General features: G+C 48.8%; 31 protein-coding genes. 30 read left to right on the forward strand and 1 reads right to left on the reverse strand.

The window, feature by feature from the left end; all coding sequences use genetic code 11:
- The first annotated feature begins 251 nt into the window (after positions 1-251).
- From AYY17_RS10980 to AYY17_RS11050, 15 genes are all read left to right on the forward strand, one after another.
- Complete coding sequence (locus AYY17_RS10980; protein ID WP_067423732.1) at positions 252-803, forward strand: hypothetical protein; 552 nt, start codon at positions 252-254, stop codon at positions 801-803.
- Positions 803-1,555 (forward strand): hypothetical protein, encoded by a 753-nt coding sequence (locus AYY17_RS10985; RefSeq protein WP_011039624.1) that lies wholly within the window; start codon positions 803-805, stop codon positions 1,553-1,555. Before AYY17_RS10980 ends, AYY17_RS10985 begins: the two co-directional genes overlap by 1 nt.
- A gap of 83 nt (positions 1,556-1,638) precedes the next feature.
- On the forward strand, positions 1,639-2,190 hold the full coding sequence (locus AYY17_RS10990; RefSeq protein WP_067423737.1) for a hypothetical protein: 552 nt from the start codon (positions 1,639-1,641) through the stop codon (positions 2,188-2,190).
- 1 nt (position 2,191) lies between these two features.
- Positions 2,192-2,656 (forward strand): hypothetical protein, encoded by a 465-nt coding sequence (locus tag AYY17_RS10995; protein WP_067423739.1) that lies wholly within the window; start codon positions 2,192-2,194, stop codon positions 2,654-2,656.
- A 58-nt stretch (positions 2,657-2,714) separates the two neighbouring features.
- Positions 2,715-3,620 (forward strand): hypothetical protein, encoded by a 906-nt coding sequence (locus tag AYY17_RS11000; protein WP_067423742.1) that lies wholly within the window; start codon positions 2,715-2,717, stop codon positions 3,618-3,620.
- A 496-nt stretch (positions 3,621-4,116) separates the two neighbouring features.
- On the forward strand, positions 4,117-4,554 hold the full coding sequence (locus AYY17_RS11005; RefSeq protein ID WP_011039629.1) for an NfeD family protein: 438 nt from the start codon (positions 4,117-4,119) through the stop codon (positions 4,552-4,554).
- 18 nt (positions 4,555-4,572) lie between these two features.
- Positions 4,573-5,493: an SPFH domain-containing protein gene (locus AYY17_RS11010; protein WP_011039630.1), complete on the forward strand. Its 921-nt coding sequence runs from the start codon at positions 4,573-4,575 to the stop codon at positions 5,491-5,493.
- Between the two features lie 110 nt (positions 5,494-5,603).
- Positions 5,604-5,888 (forward strand): hypothetical protein, encoded by a 285-nt coding sequence (locus tag AYY17_RS11015; RefSeq protein ID WP_011039631.1) that lies wholly within the window; start codon positions 5,604-5,606, stop codon positions 5,886-5,888.
- Between the two features lie 9 nt (positions 5,889-5,897).
- Positions 5,898-6,329 carry a hypothetical protein gene (locus AYY17_RS11020; protein ID WP_011039632.1) on the forward strand — a complete coding sequence of 144 codons (432 nt, stop codon included), beginning with the start codon at positions 5,898-5,900 and terminating at the stop codon, positions 6,327-6,329.
- A gap of 209 nt (positions 6,330-6,538) precedes the next feature.
- Positions 6,539-7,003, forward strand: coding sequence for a single-stranded DNA-binding protein (ssb, locus tag AYY17_RS11025; RefSeq protein ID WP_011039633.1), 465 nt, complete (start codon positions 6,539-6,541; stop codon positions 7,001-7,003).
- Between the two features lie 67 nt (positions 7,004-7,070).
- On the forward strand, positions 7,071-7,421 hold the full coding sequence (locus AYY17_RS11030; RefSeq protein ID WP_011039634.1) for a hypothetical protein: 351 nt from the start codon (positions 7,071-7,073) through the stop codon (positions 7,419-7,421).
- Between the two features lie 264 nt (positions 7,422-7,685).
- Positions 7,686-8,375: a hypothetical protein gene (locus AYY17_RS11035; RefSeq protein ID WP_067423743.1), complete on the forward strand. Its 690-nt coding sequence runs from the start codon at positions 7,686-7,688 to the stop codon at positions 8,373-8,375.
- Positions 8,376-8,404: 29 nt separating this feature from the next.
- Positions 8,405-8,737 (forward strand): hypothetical protein, encoded by a 333-nt coding sequence (locus AYY17_RS11040; protein WP_011039637.1) that lies wholly within the window; start codon positions 8,405-8,407, stop codon positions 8,735-8,737.
- A gap of 242 nt (positions 8,738-8,979) precedes the next feature.
- Positions 8,980-9,690, forward strand: coding sequence for a TOPRIM nucleotidyl transferase/hydrolase domain-containing protein (locus tag AYY17_RS11045; protein ID WP_235845367.1), 711 nt, complete (start codon positions 8,980-8,982; stop codon positions 9,688-9,690).
- Between the two features lie 207 nt (positions 9,691-9,897).
- Complete coding sequence (locus tag AYY17_RS11050) at positions 9,898-10,734, forward strand: restriction endonuclease (RefSeq protein WP_067423794.1); 837 nt, start codon at positions 9,898-9,900, stop codon at positions 10,732-10,734.
- Positions 10,735-10,883: 149 nt separating this feature from the next.
- Here AYY17_RS11050 and AYY17_RS11055 read toward each other — a convergent pair whose 3' ends face one another.
- Positions 10,884-11,183, reverse strand: a complete 300-nt coding sequence (locus tag AYY17_RS11055; protein ID WP_011039646.1) for a hypothetical protein — start codon at positions 11,181-11,183, stop codon at positions 10,884-10,886.
- Between the two features lie 160 nt (positions 11,184-11,343).
- Here AYY17_RS11055 and AYY17_RS11060 point away from each other — a divergent pair, with 160 nt between their 5' ends.
- The 15 genes from AYY17_RS11060 (at position 11,344) to AYY17_RS21575 (ending at position 20,471) form a co-directional block, all read left to right on the forward strand.
- On the forward strand, positions 11,344-11,769 hold the full coding sequence (locus tag AYY17_RS11060) for a hypothetical protein (RefSeq protein WP_011039647.1): 426 nt from the start codon (positions 11,344-11,346) through the stop codon (positions 11,767-11,769).
- Between the two features lie 105 nt (positions 11,770-11,874).
- Positions 11,875-12,390, forward strand: a complete 516-nt coding sequence (locus AYY17_RS11065; protein WP_011039648.1) for a hypothetical protein — start codon at positions 11,875-11,877, stop codon at positions 12,388-12,390.
- 73 nt (positions 12,391-12,463) lie between these two features.
- On the forward strand, positions 12,464-12,904 hold the full coding sequence (locus AYY17_RS11070; RefSeq protein ID WP_156656696.1) for a hypothetical protein: 441 nt from the start codon (positions 12,464-12,466) through the stop codon (positions 12,902-12,904).
- Positions 12,891-13,148, forward strand: coding sequence for a hypothetical protein (locus tag AYY17_RS11075; RefSeq protein ID WP_067423750.1), 258 nt, complete (start codon positions 12,891-12,893; stop codon positions 13,146-13,148). Before AYY17_RS11070 ends, AYY17_RS11075 begins: the two co-directional genes overlap by 14 nt.
- On the forward strand, positions 13,138-13,470 hold the full coding sequence (locus AYY17_RS11080) for a hypothetical protein (protein ID WP_067423751.1): 333 nt from the start codon (positions 13,138-13,140) through the stop codon (positions 13,468-13,470). Before AYY17_RS11075 ends, AYY17_RS11080 begins: the two co-directional genes overlap by 11 nt.
- A gap of 149 nt (positions 13,471-13,619) precedes the next feature.
- Positions 13,620-14,888: a DNA polymerase III subunit beta gene (locus AYY17_RS11085; RefSeq protein WP_235845368.1), complete on the forward strand. Its 1,269-nt coding sequence runs from the start codon at positions 13,620-13,622 to the stop codon at positions 14,886-14,888.
- A 228-nt stretch (positions 14,889-15,116) separates the two neighbouring features.
- Entirely contained in the window at positions 15,117-15,758 is a 642-nt protein-coding gene (locus AYY17_RS11090) for a nucleoside triphosphate pyrophosphohydrolase family protein (protein ID WP_067423753.1), read from the forward strand.
- 54 nt (positions 15,759-15,812) lie between these two features.
- Positions 15,813-16,634: a DNA adenine methylase gene (locus AYY17_RS11095; RefSeq protein WP_067423755.1), complete on the forward strand. Its 822-nt coding sequence runs from the start codon at positions 15,813-15,815 to the stop codon at positions 16,632-16,634.
- On the forward strand, positions 16,631-16,834 hold the full coding sequence (locus AYY17_RS11100; protein WP_011039655.1) for a hypothetical protein: 204 nt from the start codon (positions 16,631-16,633) through the stop codon (positions 16,832-16,834). The genes AYY17_RS11095 and AYY17_RS11100 overlap by 4 nt, the downstream gene beginning before the upstream one ends.
- A gap of 10 nt (positions 16,835-16,844) precedes the next feature.
- Positions 16,845-17,846: a recombination-associated protein RdgC gene (gene rdgC, locus AYY17_RS11105; RefSeq protein WP_011039656.1), complete on the forward strand. Its 1,002-nt coding sequence runs from the start codon at positions 16,845-16,847 to the stop codon at positions 17,844-17,846.
- Between the two features lie 242 nt (positions 17,847-18,088).
- Complete coding sequence (locus tag AYY17_RS21570; RefSeq protein ID WP_067423798.1) at positions 18,089-18,409, forward strand: DUF1064 domain-containing protein; 321 nt, start codon at positions 18,089-18,091, stop codon at positions 18,407-18,409.
- Complete coding sequence (locus AYY17_RS11115) at positions 18,406-18,756, forward strand: hypothetical protein (protein ID WP_067423757.1); 351 nt, start codon at positions 18,406-18,408, stop codon at positions 18,754-18,756. Before AYY17_RS21570 ends, AYY17_RS11115 begins: the two co-directional genes overlap by 4 nt.
- Before the next feature lie 47 nt (positions 18,757-18,803).
- On the forward strand, positions 18,804-19,451 hold the full coding sequence (locus tag AYY17_RS11120; RefSeq protein ID WP_067423759.1) for a DUF2726 domain-containing protein: 648 nt from the start codon (positions 18,804-18,806) through the stop codon (positions 19,449-19,451).
- A gap of 87 nt (positions 19,452-19,538) precedes the next feature.
- Positions 19,539-20,006 carry a hypothetical protein gene (locus tag AYY17_RS11125; protein WP_067423761.1) on the forward strand — a complete coding sequence of 156 codons (468 nt, stop codon included), beginning with the start codon at positions 19,539-19,541 and terminating at the stop codon, positions 20,004-20,006.
- Positions 20,007-20,138: 132 nt separating this feature from the next.
- On the forward strand, positions 20,139-20,471 hold the full coding sequence (locus AYY17_RS21575; protein WP_156656697.1) for a hypothetical protein: 333 nt from the start codon (positions 20,139-20,141) through the stop codon (positions 20,469-20,471).
- Positions 20,472-20,533 lie beyond the last annotated feature (62 nt).

The following is a 20,533-nucleotide window of genomic DNA, read 5'->3' on the forward strand; positions in this document are numbered from 1 at the left end:
AACCTCGCGATTAAGCCCTTGCCATTCGCTAGTAGTTAACGTTAAATAACAGTATGTTATTTAAACGGTGACCTTCCTACAGAGGACTTTCACCTCATTAGTTCATGCCCATGCTGGGCGTACACAATAAAGAGAGCCGATTAAAAGGCTCTTTTTTTTATCTGGAAAATCCCATCAAACTGCTGACCTTTTCATTTCGTCAGCGGATCCCTCAGAGGTAACCTGTTCACAAGTCAAGAACAGGGGGCAGCATGTCAAAAAACATTGGCACACTTACGCCAGGCACTGAATACCAAGAATCGTTATCTCGCTTTTTGTCACAAGAGGCTAAGTCCGGTCATATCTCTATGTCCGGCATGCGCCGTATTTCGATGAAGCGCAATATCGCCGGTTTGACCGCGCTATTGGCAGGGATGGCGATGGTCAGCACGGGTGCTAGTTTTATCTCAACAGGTGGCACTCAACCTTTGTTTATGTTGGTTGGCACTGCGGCCACGGTTATGACAGCCATGACCGTATTAGCGCGAAGCCCTGGGGGGTTATTTTATCAGGTGGCTGAGATAGACAGCGCTTTTACACACGCATCCTTACTTCGGTTCGTGGCTTGTGGTGCTCCAGACGATGTCACTCGTGAGCTCATCACGCTGCTGAACACGCAAGGGGGTGTCTCCTATGCGCAGGTACATGATGTGGTCTGGTTCTGTAGTCGCCAGGCCAGTGGTATTGGTGAAAGTCACCTTTTCCATGACCGCTACGCGCTAATTCGCTCTCGTCTGGAACTTAAAACCCGGAGGGCAGGTTAATGCGCAACTTGTTCATCCTCCCGTTTTCGGAGCTCCAGCACATTGCATTATGTGCGCTGCATTACCCGCTACTCTCACGACGAAGCCTATTCTGCTGCTTGGGGGTGATTGGAATTTTTTGCCTCAGCTGGTTCTCACTGGCCGGGTTTGAGCAAGCATCATGGGAGCAGTCATCACTCCTTGGTGTGGCCTATATTTGCGGGGCAACGTCCATGATTGGTTGGGGGATGAAAACCTCGGAAATGTCACGAAATGCGCTGCGGATTGGCTTCGGTATTTTCACGCTCGTTATCATCACGTTGAATATTGAGGACAACGGATTCATTCGCGCCGTGAGGCTGATGGCTGATGGGCAATTTCATTCAGAGACAAATCGGGTTTCAGTGATGATGGCATTGAGGGATATGTTGCTCATCAACGCCGCTGCCAGCCTGTGCCCGTATGTGTTTTGGATCGGATTGATGTGGATTGAGTTTCGCAATTTCCGCCACAACCCATCCTTTCGCAAAAATGCGCTTCTACGCATGCTTGCCAATTACAAGTTGGTTCTATATCAGGCCTTTATTGTCATCGGTGCGTCATTCAGCCTGCTTCTACTGACCGTCTGGACTGTATTGCCGTTCATGCTATCACCACTCATGACCGTTTGGGTCGCACTGTTTGTTTTCTTGTCTATCTACCGAATTGAAAACGGGTCACCACCAGAGTTCATCTTACACGGCATTGCCACTGTAGGGAGGGTGGGGCGATGAAGCACCCATCGTTGTTCTACGCACGTATTCGCTCTCTCATTCAACTCGGCCAATTAATTTGCACGAAAGGAGTGTTAAGCATCATGTTTGAATCTCAATCTTTTTCACCAGCGGAAGTTATCGCTGATAACGCAACTGTCGCTGAAAAAAACATTATCTGGCATGTTGTAGACACAAAAGGACACGGTTTACCCACCGCTCCCGGCGTTTATCGCTTCCGTGTTCCTATGGAGTCCCAACCAGGTGAAACCGTGGAGTTTATGGCACAACTGCGGTGGCGTAAGCATGGTGTTCATCACATCCTAATGCCGACTTTTGAATACGTACTGGATGATGAGTTCATCACGTTGCCTGAAGGTACTTGCTGGCATGACCGCTTGTCAGCTGATCCTGATGTGTTAGGTCCTACCGATTTTCCGATCGCCCCAGAAATGGCGCAGGGCGCTGCGGCCTGTCCGTTCTGCCACCAGCTTCCGGTCATCAACGGAGAAAAAATCAAAGAAGATGACGGGGATTTGTATTACACCCGTATCCCCTACAAATTTAATCGTTTCTGGTTCACCTGTTGTGAGTGGGTCGGTAAAGCCCCACGGTCAAGCATCGCCATCCTGAAAAACGACTGGAGCCACCGTTAAGATGAAATACGCCAACCAGTATCTGGAAAAGAGTGTGCGCCCTCATTGGGCTTGTGCCACGTTCGGGCAAAAAGCCTATCTGGTGCTCTTCATGTTGTGGTTCAAAGTCATGATGGCGCGCAGCGGAGCGAAACAGCAATACCGGAAGCGCTCATTGTTGTCAGTGGCGCTTTGGGCCAGTTCGGTCGGATTTATTGTGCGGATCATCACCACGGATGTAGACAGCTGGCACACGCTGGCCGCGCTGTTCATGTCATGCATGATGTTATGCCTGATTGCGTTCGCCACCCTCTGGACACTGTTCACTGCGTTAATCGTCCTGTTCAATGACGCGTTGAGCTGGTGGGCTGGTCGGGTCTATCCCACCAGCCACAAAGAAGCTATCACCACCGTTGCACTGGTCGAAGACGACACTGCCCGCGCCGCAGCGCAGGCTTATATCATGGCGTTTAGCATCGCACTGTAACCCAAGTCACGATCGCGTTATCCATGATGTTCGCAGCTGAACAGGAGGCTAACGTGCGATGAGCCACTACGCTGACCATATGATCGAACATAACCGGCGATTCGGTACGCATGATGGCGTGGATGGCAGCTTTACCACGTACTTGCCTCACCAGCCGGAATTCTCTTCACCTGACAGCAACGATATGACAGAAGCGGAAATTGCCGCTTGTGTCCAGGCTTGGTTGAAGTGGTTGCATTGGGAGGTGTATCCCGAAGTCCATTTGAAGCACCACGGCAAACGGCCTGATTTTGTTGCTACCAAAGGCTCGATAGTGCAAGTCATCGAATGCAAAAAGGCAATCGGCCTACCGGTACTGGAACAAGCTATGTCCTGGTTTTACCCGTACCGCAGTGACAAGGCTGGAATGCCTCACCATATTTATGTGGCTTGCAAGAAGTCTTCCGCTCGTCGCGACTTCCCTTTATTGCTCATGCGTCAGTGGGGCATCGGTTTTCTTGAAATTGAAAAGTCCCCTTCGAGAAAGCTGAGTTATGACGGCGTTACAGAAAAGATCAGCGACGCCCACTATTCCCTAAGGGTTCAACTTGAACCTCGCAGGGTTCCTGGCTCCCGTCACTTGGGCAAAGTCTTGCGCGCTCAACTTCACGAAGATATGCGTATCGCCGTAGCCGGTACCACCGGTACGGGGCAATTCATGACCGACTGGAAACGGACCATGATCCGCATCGAGACCCTGATGAAGGATGGAAAGCAACGGCATGTGACAGACATCGTTGACTGGCTAAATTCCAACGGTGGCTATCACTGGGCGAACCGAGGAAGCGCCGTCAGCGGAATAGGTTCGTCCTTGATGCGTCAAGGCTATGTCTGTGAAACCTATGGCTTTGAAGGGCGCGCCCATCGTTGGAAATTCGTCGAGGGTGTGACGAAAAAAGTTTTGAAAATTTCGTCAGACGTCTGACTCGTGTTTCACTTAAGTCATTGGTGCATTCCATATAAGGAACCATTCATGGGCATAATCGCGGTCGGACTCTTGCTGGTTCAACTGGGTTGGTTATCGATTCACCCAGCCAGTTTTTACAGCTGGGGTTACATACCGATTTGTGGAGCCGTATTTTTCTTGCTGTGCAGTTACTTTTTTTCGTCATCAAAATGACAGCCTTTATTGATGAGCTAAGCACGTAAACGCCTTATCCTTGCTACTCATCCATTATTGGAGAATTGTGCGTGTTGACGTTATTAACCGTGTTCCTGTTCATTTTAAGCCTGATGCTGGTTGTGTTCGCTGCGCTTCCACTTCTGTGCTGTCGTGTGGATGGGGTGCTAATGACACGCGGTACCAAGGCCTGGTCTATAACTTGCGCGATGGTCGCGGTCATTCTTGGGTGTGTAGCCTATAAGTTAGCTGTTCTGATGCTAACGAGTTGTGTCGAGTAAACGCGAAGGAGGTCTCAATCGTGGTCTGGATTTGGGTCGGAATAGGGGCTGTGTGCGGCCTGATAGAGCTATTTACAATCACATTTTTTGGGTTGTGGATGGCATTAGCCGCGTTAATACCCGCAGTTGCCGTGCTGATGGTGCCCGAACTGAGTTTTACCGCACAGATCGGGATTTGGTGTATTTCAACACTGTGCTGTGCGCTGGCCTGGGTAAAGTGGTCACGCCTCAAGCCAGAGCGATACGTGGAAGAGCCGCTGGTGGGGCAGGTGGGGATTTTGGCCTCTGCCATCCAAGCTGGCGGACAAAGTGTGATTTTGCTGACGAAACCTGTGCAAGGTAATCAGCAGTGGCCGTGTCAGTCAGAAGTCGCGTTGCCGAAGGAAGCCCGTATTTGCATTGTTGGGGTTACTGAAGGTGTTGTTCAAGTCACCGCAGTGAATGCGGATAATCTTTAACTTAAAAAGGTAATTATTATGGTTGGTGTTATCGGGCTGGTTATTTTTCTTCTGTTTCTCGCGGTCACTTTATATCAGTGTGTTCGCATCGTACCGCAGGCAGATCAGTGGGTGGTTGAGCGCCTGGGGAAATACCACACTACGCTAAATCCCGGTCTGAACATCCTTATCCCGTTTCTGGATAACGTTGCCTATCGCATGTCAGCCAAAGACCAGATGATTGAAGTTAAGGGCATTGAGGCCATCACCAAAGACAACGCCATGACGAAAGTGAATGCGATTTGCTTCATCCGTGTGGCAGATCCGAAAAAAGCGGCCTACGGGGTCGATAACTTCAATACTGCCGTGCGCAATCTGGTCATGACCACCATCCGTAACGCCGTTGGCGGAATGGAGTTGGATGAGACCCTGACCAACCGTGATCAGCTTGCTGCAAAGCTGCGATCGAACATGGATGTGCAAATGGAAGACTGGGGTCTGATGCTACGAACCGTAGACATTCAGGACATCACGCCGTCAGATTCCATGCTGAAATCGATGGAGAAACAGGCCGCTGCGGTGCGTGAGCGAAAAGCCACGGAAGAGCTCGCTGCCGGGAATAAAAATGCAGCCATCATGGAAGCGGAGGGCAAGAAAGAATCCCTTATCTTGGATGCTGAAGCTAAGCAAGAATCTGCTATTCGTGAAGCGACCGCACTGGAAACGCTCGCAAATGGGCAGTTCAAAGCCTCGTCCAAGTTGGCTGAAGCGCTCACCATTGAGGGTGGCCGTGAGGCAATGAGTTTCCAGCTGGCGAACAATTATATCCAGACGCTTTCTAACCTGGCGACCAGTCCTAACGCGAAAGTGGTGGCAATGCCTGCTGATCTGGCGCAAAGCGTTGGCGGTCTCATCAATGCGGGTTCTCTGATGTCTGTCGGTTCTGCCGTTTCCAAATAGACTCAATCGGCCATCGTTCGGTGGCCTTTTTAGAAAACGAGAACAAGAGTCTGGCTCTGAAAATGGGCAAAACGAAATCCCTACTCTGGCTCTGAAAATGGCGTAACCATATGAATAAATTAATTATTTTACCTCTTGTTATTTTTCTGGCAGGATGTTCAACAACGTTTGGTCTGTCGCTGGATGAGCGTTACCAATCTGCCTACGACGACGTAGTGTCTGAGCCCAGCCAGGACAACATGGCCCGCTACATGAAGCTGAGTAATGAGGTTGCTGAGCGCGATATGCGCAAGGCTAACGCCGCAGCAGAATCCGCCACTCGGGAGAGTGACAAGGGCTTCACTGAATACTTTAAACAATATGGAAGCGAAAGCTTCAAACGACAAAAAAGATAAGGAACCAATATGACTACTCTGACCTCTACTGAATTCAAACAAGGCGCTCTGTGGGCAATCAACATCCTAATGAATACAACCCGTGACACAGACAGTGCCTATGAAATTCTGTCCGTCTTTCCTGACTTGCTTGAATTCGCAAAACAGGTGCCGGAAAAAGACCTTTCATCGATTCGTGAATTTGTTGTGAACGGTTTACCATTGGGAACTGATCACGGTTTCCTGCGTGTGGCATACGGTGCAATGGGTGTCGGTGAAACAATCATTGAATTGCCCGAAAGTGGGGATGTAGATGACTTAGCCGCTGCGCCGGGTGACGTGCTTTATTGGGTTGTGTATGGTGTGAAAGCGGATGGCGAGAAAGTTGCCCTCATTCAGGCTCTGAGTCTTCCGGAAGAGGCTGAAAAATTAGCAAGCAAATTGGCTGAGCAGCTGGCTTAAGTTTACGCCTCACCAGGGCGTTTCTATATTACGTTAGTCAGTACCACGTAAAGGCATCCATTGGGTGCCTTTTCTTTTACTTTCAATCCGCTACGTTGTTTTTCATAAAAGCACCTCATTTTGTCCCCCTTAAAGGTTTGTCAGTTGGCGTACATCCGTAAAATGGGTGATGTAACGCATTAAATTTTAAACAACAAAAGGTAAGCAACATGGCACAGCGTGGGGTTAACAAGGTCATTATTGTGGGAAAACTGGGTCAAGACCCTGAGGTACACGCAATGGCAAACGGTGGTTCGGTCGCTAATATTTCTGTCGCAACGTCTGAAACTTGGCGTGACAAGCAGACGGGGGAGCAACGGGAAAAAACGGAGTGGCACCGCGTTGTCTTCTTCGGGAAATTAGCCGACGTCGTCGGTGAGTACCTGCGTAAAGGTTCCCAGATCTATATTGAAGGGCAGCTGAGCACGCGTAAGTGGCAAGATCAAAGCGGTGCGGATCGCTACACTACTGAAGTCGTTGTTAACCCTGCTTCCGGTGGCACCATGCAGATGCTCGGTTCGGCATCGCAACAAAACCAACAAAATAATCGCCAGGGCAGTCAGCAGCCGAATAACGCCCAGAGCGGCCAGCAAGGTGGCTGGGGTGCGCCAAATTCCGACGATCCACCATTCTAATACCCGCCATCTGTCCGTTATGCAGCCTTCGTGGCTGCATTAATGTTTCTATCTCTCGGAGTCTGATATGAACGAAATACAGGCGTCTTTAAATGCCATTCTCAATAACGGCAGTATCGGCCAAGCGTTAAGTTACGCAGGGATCGCCGTAGTAGGATTCGCTGTAGTTTCATTGCTGTTTCGTAGCTTGATGATGGTCATGCTGGGTGCAGTTGCCACGTTCTATGTGTTCTTCCTGAATACGCCTGAAACAGCCCTGGACAAAGCCACCGCAGCATCGGCTCAACTGGTCACACAATTGGTTCAGGCCAGTGATTGTGCGGCAGGGAAAATTGAACACATCCGAAATATCGGAGTGGTGATCCGCAATGGTGACGTGCTGACTATCGCCGGAGAATGCGGCTTACTGCCGAAATAACACATTTCGTTAGCGGAAATAACAGTGGTAACATGCTCGTGTTACCACTTTTAACTCGCAGATATCACTGATTAAGAACAAAATTCTGCTGTAAATAGGAGAGGCCAAAATTGAACGCGTTCTTCAAAAAATTACTTTCTCAGTTATCCTGGGGAAACAAAAACAATAACACAATGGATGCTAAGCATCACCGCGATACCCTGTACACCATGCGTCATGGTCGCGCGCCAGTGCATACGCATCCCGCAGACTTAGAGAAGTAGTATGATAGATCCAAAAACCACCAAAGCCCTGAACGACCTCGCGATGGGTGCTATTCACCATGAGCATACCCTCCTGTCTGAAAACCATCACTTGATGGAAATATTTACCCACCTGACCTACCTGAAATCGACCTCAGAAGGTATTTACCTCGGTGAGCAGCGGATCCCTTGGCGTGATGCGCTACCGAACTCCTTTGGCGTGCCAAGCATTGAGGCTACCCAAAAGGAAGGTGAGCGCTATTTGACTTGTGTAAGTGAGTCCTGGGCAGCAAGGTACAACGCCAAAGCCCAAGAAACGTTGGCAAAAAAAATCGCCGATAACAGTACGACTGAAAATGACAACCTGTATCTGCTGACGATGTTCTATGCGCTGAGCGGCCTGCTGGATAAGCTATTGCCGTTTATTGACCTGCATAACTACCAACAATTTGAGCCGGAAGGTGCGTTGGCACTGAATGAAGTCGTTAACGGATTTGCAGCCGTTACCAATGGCGTTATCACCACGGAAAAGGTGAAAGAAGACGTATTCAGTGCGGGTATAGAAAATGCCATCATGGCGTTGAATGAGCAAAAACATATCCTTGCCAGTAAGGGACAAGATGTCAGTGGTATTGAGCAATCCATTGAGATTATCAAAGCCTCTCAGCATGCGGACAGCCCGAACCCAACTCCCGGCCAACGCATCAACTAGCCCCTGGGCTCAATAGGTGGAGAATTAACGTGAAAAACGGACAGTCTACGCACTCAATGACGACTAAAAAGCTACGCCGGAAGCTGTCCGGATATGGCCTTCGCGGTCAGTCACTGACACAAAAAATACGGGACATCATCGCCGGACCTCTGATGGATGCCAGTCAATGTGGGAAGCCAGCATATGCGTTCGGGTGGACGCGTGACCTGATGGACAGGCACATGCGGCGAGCTCTGATTGGAAAGGGGGGTGATGTAAAGCCTCAGGGCGATACCGCCGACCATGTTATGGAGCCGCAAACCGTAACCTCCCCTGTTCGCCGTCGCAGTGTTATTTCAATTAACCGTCGCTACTTAGGGTGACTTATTTAAGAAACATTTCTATGAACACGGATGTTCCCCTGTGCCACATGAAATCTAATTTAGCATGCTCTGACAGGCTGTTCTGTGCCAGAAGCAGACGTTGTGAACACATTGAACTGTCGGTCAATTCAGATATTAATTGATTTAGGGCATGGCAATGTTTAGGTTCTGTAGGATAATTTTTCCGTAGTATTTTGGGTTTTCAATAGCGAGTAAAGTTAACTCTCAGGAGGAATCTATTAGTGGGAACAACAATTGAGGACATCCTATACGAAGAAATGTTACATAAGCATATCTACGAAAAAGTAATGAAGAATGAAGCAAAAAAACAGTGTATTTATCTTTTTGTCGAAGGTGAGTCTGAAGAACTTGCTTTTCAACCCTTACTTGAAGAATGTGGCATAGATTTTGATAAATTTGGCATTGTAATTGCGAATTACAATGGGATTGATAATTTAAAAAACGCCATAAGACTTCTACATAAAACATTGAGCCATGATCGACCAATAATAGTAACGTATGATGATGATCATGCTGGCAAAAAAATAAATAAAATTAATAGTCCATTGATAGAATATTTTAAAATACCATTTAACCCTGTAGTTTCTTATAGTGATGGCTCCTTAGGCGGATCATTTGAAGAAAGTTTTCCTAAAGATTGTTTTATAACAGCTTGTTTTCAGCAAAATGTCATGGCTAGTTCTTTTTTATCAAGACGTAATGACTTTGAAAAAATATTTAATCCAACTAAGCCGTGGCTATCTCAATTAAAACAATTCATTTTCTCCAATGGTGGGACGCCCAATTCTATAAATAAAATAAATTTGGCTGATAACATGATGACTTCAGTATCTCAGATACCTGAGACCTATAAAGAATTAGCCGATGTAATTATTGACATTAGAAACAAAAATCCAATAAAGCATCCTGATGATGTAGATTTGAATTTATAAAAAATACCATTTATTTTCACGAGTTGAGTTATCCACATTTGTAGATATTATCGCAAAGTCCTATTTTTGCTCAAACCAGCCTCTTGAACCATCTTTGAGGGCAGATTAGTGCTCTTTTGTTCTCATATTTGAACCTTTTAGTGGATGACGACGTTTGTGTATTCCTGTAGTCTTAACTGCATGCGTATAGGCATAGGAAAAGCAGAAGTGATTGATGATCCGTTACCAGAGAACTGGCAAGACCTCCAGACAGGTGTTCAACGTATATTCCGTAATGTTGGCTTGCTTGCAGAAGTTGAGGTCGATTTAGAAACCCCGCGAGGTTCGGTGAATGTGGATGTTCTCGCGACAGATGTTAGGAGCGTGGACAAAATCAGATACATCGTGGAATGCAAAAACTGGGGTACTCCTATACCGCAGACTGTGGTCCATTCGTTCACCACGGTAATGCATGAAACCGGAGCTAACATTGGATTTATTATTTCAAAGCATGGGCTTCAGCAAGGTGCTAAACAGTACACTCAAAACACCAATATTATTGGGATGACATACCTAGAGTTCCAACAAAGGTACTTTGAGGCTTGGTGGAATAGGTACTTTTGTCCACGTATCGGTGATGCCGCAGACGAGCCGCTTCAGTACGTCGAACCAATCAACTCTGAGCGAGATCGCGAATACGCCAAGCTTAGCCTTCAATCACAGAAGAAGTTTGATCAGTTAAGGCAAGAAAAAAGTGTATCAGTAACGGTTCTCTCTATGTTTAATTACAAGTTTATGTCGAAAGCATTAAACTCTGGCAACTTGCTGGAAGTCCCAAAGAGTCTGGATGATTTTAAGACCAGGGTTCTAGCTCTAATTTGTCCTCATATTGAACGGCATTGCGATACGTATAGAGAGCTGCTAGAGATCATACTGGAATACTTATCAGACACCAAAGCAGAGTTTGATGCGATATTTGGTGAAGCCATCTTTGGTCCGCCAAGTAATATCACGGGGGTTACTGCCGCAGGCCCCCCTTTGGAAGAAGGTATTTATCATCATTAGATTTCATACATAGCCGATGCTCCCGCATGTCCGCTTTTCGCTCTCAGCGGACTTTCAGAGTTAATTTGCACTATCTACAAAATCTGTCAGCTTAAGCCTGAGCAGATTCAATTAACATAACTATCTGGCACGCATTGTGCCGATTATCTTTACTCTTCTTCTCGCCCTTTGCGGATAGTCTCTGCCAATTCCTTTCCGGTATCACTTAACGTATACGCCACCGTCAGAGTGCGTTGGTCACGGTATTTAAGTAAAAGCCTGCGCTCCACCAGCGTGCGACACGAGATTCGCAAATTAGGCCGTTCAATCTCACGCGAACGACCTTTGTTGAGGATCGTGAAAATTGCCGTAAACGGAATTGGGTTTCTGTTGCGTGCCCTTATTTTTAGCAACACGTACAGTACATCCTGTTGTAGCGATGAGTTCCGGTGTTGAGTGGTGTTTTCCATATTAATACCTAATCATATGCGATATGAATAAGCTATCCTGTCCTTGGTTACACGTCATCGTTTTTTGTCCTCGTTTTGCTAGCCTTTTCGGGCGAGTGGAAATCCCGTCCGTAGTAGGATCGATCTACCCGTCGGGGTGAAAATCAACAAGGTGAAAAACATGTTTAAACGTATCCGTAACGTACCTTTACTGGCTGGAGCCATTGCCGCATTGTGCGTCTCCAGTGCCTTCGCAGAAATCCCAACGAATGCCAGTGGGCGACCCGTTGCAGGGAAATCCGTAGAAGAATTCCAGTCCTACAAAGCCAACTGCCCTGAGTGTTTGCAGGTCGCACAGGACATCATCAAGATGCGTACCCAGTATTGTCAGCAAGCCGGTGATGTGGATCAGACCATTTTACAGGACCCGATTTATCCATACCTCAATGGTATCCGTGTCGTACTGGCTAACCGAGGTGGCTATAACAGCCCCATGTACACGTCCGCACGCCAGGTGTTCGAAGCCAACGTCAACTGTGAAAACAGCAGCGATTGGGTCGAACGAAGCCAGAAGATCATCGAAAACACCTTTACCGGGCCAAAATAATTCCGATTGATACCAACCCGCTTAACGGCGGGTTTTCTTTGCCTAAAATTTCGTGGCCCGTATCACCCGCGTTACGCTACCTGAAATTATCTACAAGGATATCTCATGAAAGACCCATGCTTGTTAAACCTGCGTCAGCTGTTCCTGGAAGATCTCCAGTCGCGCCTTGGTATCAACCACGTTGAAGCAGCAGAGCACATCGAAGCAGGCTATATCGAAGACGACGATGAGCATATCGATCTGAACGTTGAATGGAATGCCTGGGTTCGCTGCCACTATGCGCGCTTGAAACAACCAGCATCACAATTACTCACACCTGAAACGCATTCAGCTATCGCCACGATGCGCGCGCTGACTGACGAATTTCGAGAACACTTCCAAGAGCACGGCGAACATCATCATGCTGTTATTAGCCTGTATGACCGGGCTGACAGTGAGTTTGGATACGAAAACGTCACTCACCTGATTGCGGCATTGGATCGTTTGACTGAGCACGTTAATCAGCCCGTGAATCTGTCTTCTGACATGGTCTATACCGCTCAGGTTGCGGGGGCTATTGCTGCCTATCGTCAAGCCGTTATTACCGCATTGGATGCCGTAGGGAAACCCTGGGTAGCTTAATGATCGCGTTACTGAATGCCCTTTAATTCAACATCAGTAATAGGAGAGACCTACCATGAACCTGAAGTCGATTTTGAACCAAACCCGTGAAACACTGAAAGAGAAAGGGATTAGTGCTGATAATCTACGAAAAGTCACGGCTCCCTCTGAGCTCATTACGCAGTTGGTCTCAACGCTGGCTACTATGTCCGGGGATTATAAGGGAAGCTATTCCCCGGCACCTGACTATCAAGGCTTGTTACGCCAGTTCAATGCCCTTCAGCAACTAAATGTCTCATTTGGTAAGCAGCTGACTTTCTACCGTGAAAAAGCAAAGCAAGAAGGTGACGGTCCGGCTGAACTTAAGCGCCTTCAAGATGAAGTTAACTCAGAGCGTGGGGCCAACGAGCAGCTGACCGTTGAGAATGACCGCCTGCGTACTGAGCGCCTTGAAGCTGATGTGGAAACAGAAAGACTCAAGGCGTTGGTGCTGAAGCTGGGGGGTAACCCGGAGTGTAACGATGATCTGGGTTAATTGTCTCGGCCAGTTGCTTCAGTCGGTGTTGCTGAACATTAAAGCCAGGCGAAGAGCGCACCGTCTGGAAAATCAATACAGCGTTCGCTCGGTACTCCGCCTGCGCAAGGAGATGCATCGGGTCAACCATTCAACGGTAAGCCTCAGTGCAGATGACCAAAATACCGCACGGGCAACCAGTCAGCGGCTGGTGGATGGCGTATTTGACAACCTGCATGAGAAAGGAGAGCGTCATGACAATTAAGGCTGTGGCCGGATTGGCAAGCTCGCTGGGGGTAAGTGAAGCTGAAGCCACTGAGTTTGCGGTCACCACTTGCAACTTGATGTTGCAACACCCTGAACTATTGGCCGGGGACATCCTGCATTTCGCACAGCACAGAACCTGGCTGGAAAACACCGATAAGCCGCTGGTCAAGGGAGAACCTGAGACGGAGAGCGTGTTAATGGGAATGCGCGTCCTGATCTACAAATTGGGTAAGCACGAAGGGCCTGACGGTAAAGCCCGCCAGATGTACGACATGATGCGGCGGCTCGGTTATTTTAGCGTGGCGGATTGTTTGCGCTAACAGCGAGTGATGGGGTCAAGTGACCCCATTCGTTTTACTGACTTCTGTAATCTTTCCTTATCCTAAATATTTCGTGGTTTTGCTATTCGTCAGCGGTTTGGGTCAAGTTAGTCTAATTACGACTACTTACTCAACTTTAGGGACACGTCATGACCACTACTCTGAATCAGCAAGCGGCACCTAAGAAGCGTACCTTTAAAGATCTGCCTGGCTTCGATATCTCTGCAAATGACATGCTGAGCATCATTGATGCCCCTTGCATGATCATCAAGCGTGGTAACGTACAGTTCAAAGTATTGGAAATGTTGACCCTGACGCTGGTGGGAGACAACCTGAGCGCGCTCGGCGTTGACTACAATACTGGGCAGGTGATCTCCCGAGGTGTAGTCCATAAAGCCAACGGTGACATGGTAGCCTCTGTGCCAGCAACCCACATCAGCACCTTATTCCGTAATATGAAAGGTGAAGAAACCGTTAATGTGCGATGCGACCAAGAGCGCAATCGTCTCATCATTCGAACCGGCAAGAACGCCTACAATATCCCGCTGTGCATGGACGCCATCCCGGTTGTGGTCGAGTCCGACCTGACAGCCAAATACAGCATTACTTTCCCGGCGAACATGCTGCATCGTACCTTGCAACGTGTCATGCATTCCGCTGGCAAGAACGACGTGCGGCATTACATGAACGGTGTCTTCCTGAGCCTGGACAAGAATGTCTTCAACGCTGTTGCTACCGATGGGCACCGTATGTCGGTGATGACCGAAGATGTCCTGTTTACCGATGAGCCACAGGAAGATATCACCTCACCAGTTGCACCAGTTTCACTTTCCGGTACTTCGTCCGGCGTAATTTTGCCAATCGAAGTGTGTCCTATCCTGATGAAACTGCTAGCCGCGAACAAAGGCAGCTTCCGTATGGACTACAGCGAAAGCTACCTGACCTTTAATCTGGGTGACGTGACAGTGGTGTCCAACTTGATCAATGGCCGCTATCCCGACTGGCGTCGTGTAGCAGGTGTCGTTAAGCATAACACTGAGAAGTTCAGCGTGAATGCTCTGGTCCTGCGTGAAGCATTGAGTCGTGCTCTTCCGCTCATCAACGCAGGAGCGGTCAATAAGAATTCGAACAGCACTGGCGTATTCGTATTCAAAAGCAATGCCCTGATGATCAAGTCGCCAAGCCAAAACCTGATTGAGTGCAAAGAAGTCCTGGACATTGAGAAAGTGGCCGGGGAGCAAGAAGACAAAATTGAAATCGGTATGAACTGTGAATATCTGCTGCGCTCGCTGAATAGCTTAGTCTCCCATTCAGGTGAAGAAGCCGACATCACCTTTGCGCTGAAAGATACGCTAACAGGGATGGAAATCGGGTTCGGTGATGACTGCTGTGACATCATCATGCCGGTTCGCTTCTAAGTCTTTACTGTAACCGTTTGTTTTGTTGACCAAAAGCAATGGCGTGTCGAGCGCACGCCTACGATGACATTTCCCACTGAAAAACAACGACAAATTGACCTCCTTTTTGAAGGGAATGCAACACATCAACGGTTATTATGGGCTCACTTTACCCCTGCATAGGTCATGTTTGGTTTTGACCAAAATGCCCCTTTGCACCACCAGCAACAACGAACATGAGGATTTAACGTGGAACTGAAGCAATATCATGAAGAAGCCCTGCGCACCGAATCGGTGCTCCCGCAAATTAGCGGCGTGAGTGCGCCTCACCTGTATCTGTTGCTGTCTGCCGCTCATTCGCTGGGTGAAATGCTGGACCAGTTTAAAAAAGGTATTTTTTACCGCAAACCTATCGACATCAATCGCTTTAAAAAAGGTCTGACCGACCTGCAAGACCTGATTGGCACGCTTTCGCCTGAATCCATCACCGCAGAAGAGTTGCACGATGATACCAAAATCCTGCTGATGAACGGCTTTGACGGTAAAACTCACAATATCGGCCTGGGGTCGTTGGCTGCAATCGACACGCGTATTTTACACGCCTCTCTGGGGGTGTTCACTGAGTCTGCCGAAATCTGTAAGGCGTTGGTGAACACCATTGAAGGTCAATCGCTCGATCTGGTGAACCTATCCGAAGATTTCGGTGACCTGAACTGGTACGCTCTGGGCGTTTTCCCGTCTGCTTCAGGCATTCATTATGGCCGTATTCTGGAAACGAACATCGTCAAGCTGGCCGTTCGTTATCCAGAGAAGTTCGAAACCTTCTTGGCGCACGATGTGAACCGCAATCTGGTGGAAGAACGTAAAGCGCTAGCGAACGGCATCAAGTAAGCCTTATCCATACATGCGGGCAACGTGGGGTTGTCCGCTTTCTACGGTGGAATCATGAATACAGTTCTCAAGTGGGTGGGGGGTAAGCAGGGGGTCATGGCTCAGCTGAAGTTGGCGCTGCCAAAAGGTATCCGTCTGATCGAACCTTTCTGTGGTTCGGGTGCGGTGATGATGAACACCGCGTATTCAAACTACGTGCTGGCCGACATCAATGCCGACGTTATCAACACCTACGACACCATCCGTAACGCGGCTGAAAGCGTTATTGCTGCACTGACTGAGCTCTACGAAACGTGCCGTACTCGTGAACACTACGATGCGATCCGTAAAGAATTTAACGCGCGCACCGCTGACCCTGTCCGCATGGCCGCCATGTTCATTTACATGAATCGCCACGGGTATCGCGGCCTATGCCGCTACAACAAGCGTAAAGGGGAGTTTAACGTTCCCTGGGGCGATTACCGTAAACCCTATCTGCCTGAGAAAGAGATCCGTTACATGGCAGACCGTCTTGAAAATGCGGACTTGCTGTGCGCAGGCTTTGAAGAAACGCTGAAGCTAGCGGGTGAAGGTGATGTGGTCTACTGCGACCCGCCTTATGTCAATCCTGGCAAGTTTACGGGTTATCACTCCAGTGGTTTCTCTGAAGCCCAGCAACGCGCGCTGGTGGACATTCTGAATACTCTGCCTGAGAAAGGGGTGCATGTGGTGGCCTCCAGTCATGATGCCGAGAACATCCGTCAGATGTATGCCGGATTCACGGTTAAGGGCTTCTCTGCCCCGCGCAGTGTGTACAACGGGACAGGTGAGGGGAAGAAGGCGAAAGAAATCATCGCTATCCGTCAAGCTGTCTTTTCCGGCAAGACCGCAGCATGACCGTGCCAGTGTTTGAGGTTCCGCCGCTGAAGAATCCGCTGACCGAGCGTTTTTGCGGTGAAATAGCCGCCATTCACCAACGTGACCCTGCTAAAGCCAGTCGTCAGTATTTGGAATTTATCAAAAAGAATAATTTGGTGTATTGGGAGCAATTGGCTATTCGAGATCGCATCCGGTACCTGTCAAAGCAAAAATCATAGTGAGGGAGCTATGCCTCTTTTTCGCCCTAAAAGTGTCGTGGTGTACCGCATCACCCGTCAAATTGATTTCAGTAACATCGCAGAGCAGCTGAAAACCTTCGTATTTCAGCCGTGTGGACCGCAGGATATGGCGCGCACCGGTTGGGTAAGTCCGTTGGGTGAGGAGTACGAAGAGCTCACCCACCAGGCGAATGGTCTCATCCTGCTGACTCAGCGTAACGAAAGCAAAATCATTCCTCCGGCCACGGTGAAGGAGCTCGTTCGCCAGCGCGTGACCAAACTTGAAAAAGAACAGCATCGTCGCCTGAAGCGCACAGAAATTTCAGCGCTTAACGATCTGGTGCTGGGGGAGTTGCTGCCCAAAGCCCTGAGTAAGTACGCCAACATGAACATGTGGATTGACCCAAAATCCCGTCTGATCATTGTGGATACCACCAGCTTTAAACGCGCTGAAGACGCCGCTGCGCTCCTACGTAAAACGCTGGGCTCTCTGCCTATCATTCCGTTCACGCTGGAAACTCCGGTGGAGCTCAAACTAACGGAGTGGGTTCGCTCTTCCGAGCTGCCTCCTGGGTTGGCGTTGTGCGATGAGGCGACCCTTGAAGCCATCCTGGAAGACGGTGGCGTGGTAACGACGAAACGCCAAGATCTGGTTTGCGATGAGATTGCCAATCACATCGAGGCGGGCAAGTTAGTTACTAAGCTGTCGATGAGCTGGATGGAGCAACTCAACTTCGTCATCAACGACAGCTTTGTCATTTCCCGGTTGAACTTTGCCGACGCCCTTATTGAGCAAAATGACGATATCGATCGCGAAGATGAAGTCCAGCGGTTTGATGCGGACTTCGTTTTGTTTACCGGAGTTATTATGGAACTGCTGGATCAGTTAATTGCTGCGTTCGGCGGGGAAGCAAAGTCATCGGCTGAAGGAGCGGAAGGTACCGAGGATTCTGGTGAAGGCGGTGCAGGTGGTGAGTCTGATGATGAAGACGCCCAGGGCGGTGACGAGTAGAGCTTAACCATACCGAGTATGAATAAGGTAATCACAACCGAGGGTGACGCTTAATGCTTCGTTGGACTGAAGATCAGCAACGCGAATACGAGCAAAGAATGGGGCGCAGCGCGAGCCCCAAATCGGTACCAAAGAATGACACGCAGCCTGTTACGGTCCACCAGCAAACTCTTGATACAGCGCCTGCTGAGTTGACGGCAAAGCAACGAACCCAAGCACTGGGACGGTTACGCACGGGCACGATGAATAAAACTGAAGCGCGCTACGCTGAACATCTTAAATGGCTTATGCATGCTGGTGAAGTCGTCTGGTTCAAGTTTGAATCCATCAAGCTACGACTCGCCGACAAGACGACGTATACAGCGGACTTCTTCGTCATGCTGGCCTCGGGTGATCTGGAGGTGCATGAAGTGAAGGGGCATTGGGAAGAGGACGCGCGAGTCAAGATCAAGCTGGCCGCTGAACACTATCCCTTCCGTTTTCTGGCCGTGAAATGGCTCAAAGATGAGGGAGGTTGGAATTTTGAAGACTTCTCCCCGTGGTACAACAAGGAAAACCCATGAGCGTGACTGACAGCCTGGTAAAGCAATTTTTCGAAACATGGTTCATCTCTTTGGAGCGCAAAAAGCGGAATAACGATACTTGGCAACCGCCTGTTGAAGGGCAGGAGGAATACCCGCTGTATAAAGCACGTAAGGATGGAGCCTATGAAGCTTGGTTTGCTCGGAGCGATTATCCGTTGTTGAGTGCCAAGGCCATGACCTTACCGGAAGAGATGTACCGTTATTTGCAAAACGTTCGCAAAGCACGTGAAGCTGAAATCAATAAAGAGCGCCCGCCTGCGGGATTTGGGCGTTTCTTCATTAAGGGACCTGGCAGACTACCTGATCCGCAACGATATTGCGGATAGGCCGGTATAACAGGAAATACAAACTAAGACAGGCACGGGGGTGCGTCATGTCTTTCAAGATGATTGGATTGGCCGTATTTATTGCAGGTGTGCTAGGGTTGGCCTACTTACTGTTTTTTACCGGGAAGTCAAGTAAGAAACCAGTTGGCGAAAAGGGGGATCGGAAACCAACGCTGGATGAGTTGTTTCCCATTGATGAAGTGACTGGGGAGCGAATTTACCAGCAGGATGATCCCGATAGCGTGATTGTCAGTGACAATGAACTGACACCCGCAATCTATGTTGGCTACAAGCGGCATAAGTTTCTTCTCCCCCGCGATGCCAGCAACCTGTACTCGCGCCTGATTGAGATGTTTGCCGACCAGTATGCCGTTGCACCACGCGTTCGGGTAACAGACATCATTCAAGCAGAAGAAAAGGATTTTGAGAGCCAGAGTCTGGACGTGAAAAGTGCCATGCAGTTTATGTCACGCATGAACTTCAACTTTGTCCTCAGTGACGTACACAGCGGCGAAATTGTGTTGGTAATGCTGACGGAAGAACGCCTGGCCGACTCCGGGAACAGCGCGTTTCTGATTGGCTTACTCAGTCAGCTGAACATCCCGCTTTACCGCTACGAGCGCCTAGCTGATATCAGTGATAACGACCTGGCGATCGATATAGCGGAAACCATCTCCGGTGGTCAATTCGAGTAAACAAAACAAAAGCCCGACCTGATCGGGCTTTGTCGATTCTGAACGACTGATATGATGAATTTGTGAGATCAATTAAAGGGGGATGAAATGTCTCAATCCAACGGGTATTGGACCGGTAATTTGCACGCTGGTTCCACAGTGTTCCTTCAGCGCCAGGACGGTCATCTTACCAAGGGTGAGGTTGTTTACGTTGCCGATCAACAGTTCAATGTTGCAGGCATTTCCTCTTCCTTTGATAAATTCACGGCGACCAGCATAGAAGGTGTTGTGGCGCTGCCTGATGAGTATGATGTCCGGGAGCGTTATAGCATTCAGCAGCAGCGGGATTACCTGGACCATATGGACATCGCAACACTTTCTTCTCACCAGGTCAATTATATCTATGCCGGTTTACATCTAGCGAAGCGTGCGGGGGGAGGAGCATTGCCAGGTATGCCGGTCACTGAAACCCCGGAAGGGATACACAGATATATACAAGAACTCAATCTTAATGCCTTGAGTGAGCTTCAGGTCATGTATATGTTAACTGGTTTAAAAATAGCAAAGAACGATTAAAAAGAGGTTTTCTATGTCCACGACAGAGCGAACTAAAAAAGGGCCCCGCGCCGGAAAAAACGTGCACGCAAAAAGCACAGGCACTGGTCGTATTCGATTTCATCAAGGGAGTACCTGATTGCGTTCCTTCTGGTGTTAATTGTTGCTGCATTATCGGTAATTTATTACTGGCGTTCGACAACCTTGGTCACTACCTGGGATGTTGGTGCGGTCACTCAGCCAGTTATTCGGACATATAATGAAACCGGCACTGGCATGAAAACAGATTTTCAGACCACTAAGGGCCAATTTACCGTTCAGCTACAAATTTTCCCCAATCCGGGCCTGCCGCTTGAACTGCGCCAGTACCATCGTAGGAATTTCAAGCTTTGCTATTTGATGGGGGACTACGAATATCAGTCTGGAAATGCCCTGTGCTTTGACATCCCGACAAGTGATGGCCTAACCATCAGCAGCAAATTGTAGCACCTGTAAATTCGGTCAGCGGCACTACCCGAAGTAAAATCAGCATTATATACATTCCTAAG

The organism is Morganella psychrotolerans, assembly GCF_001676055.1.
Taxonomy (GTDB): domain Bacteria; phylum Pseudomonadota; class Gammaproteobacteria; order Enterobacterales; family Enterobacteriaceae; genus Morganella; species Morganella psychrotolerans_B.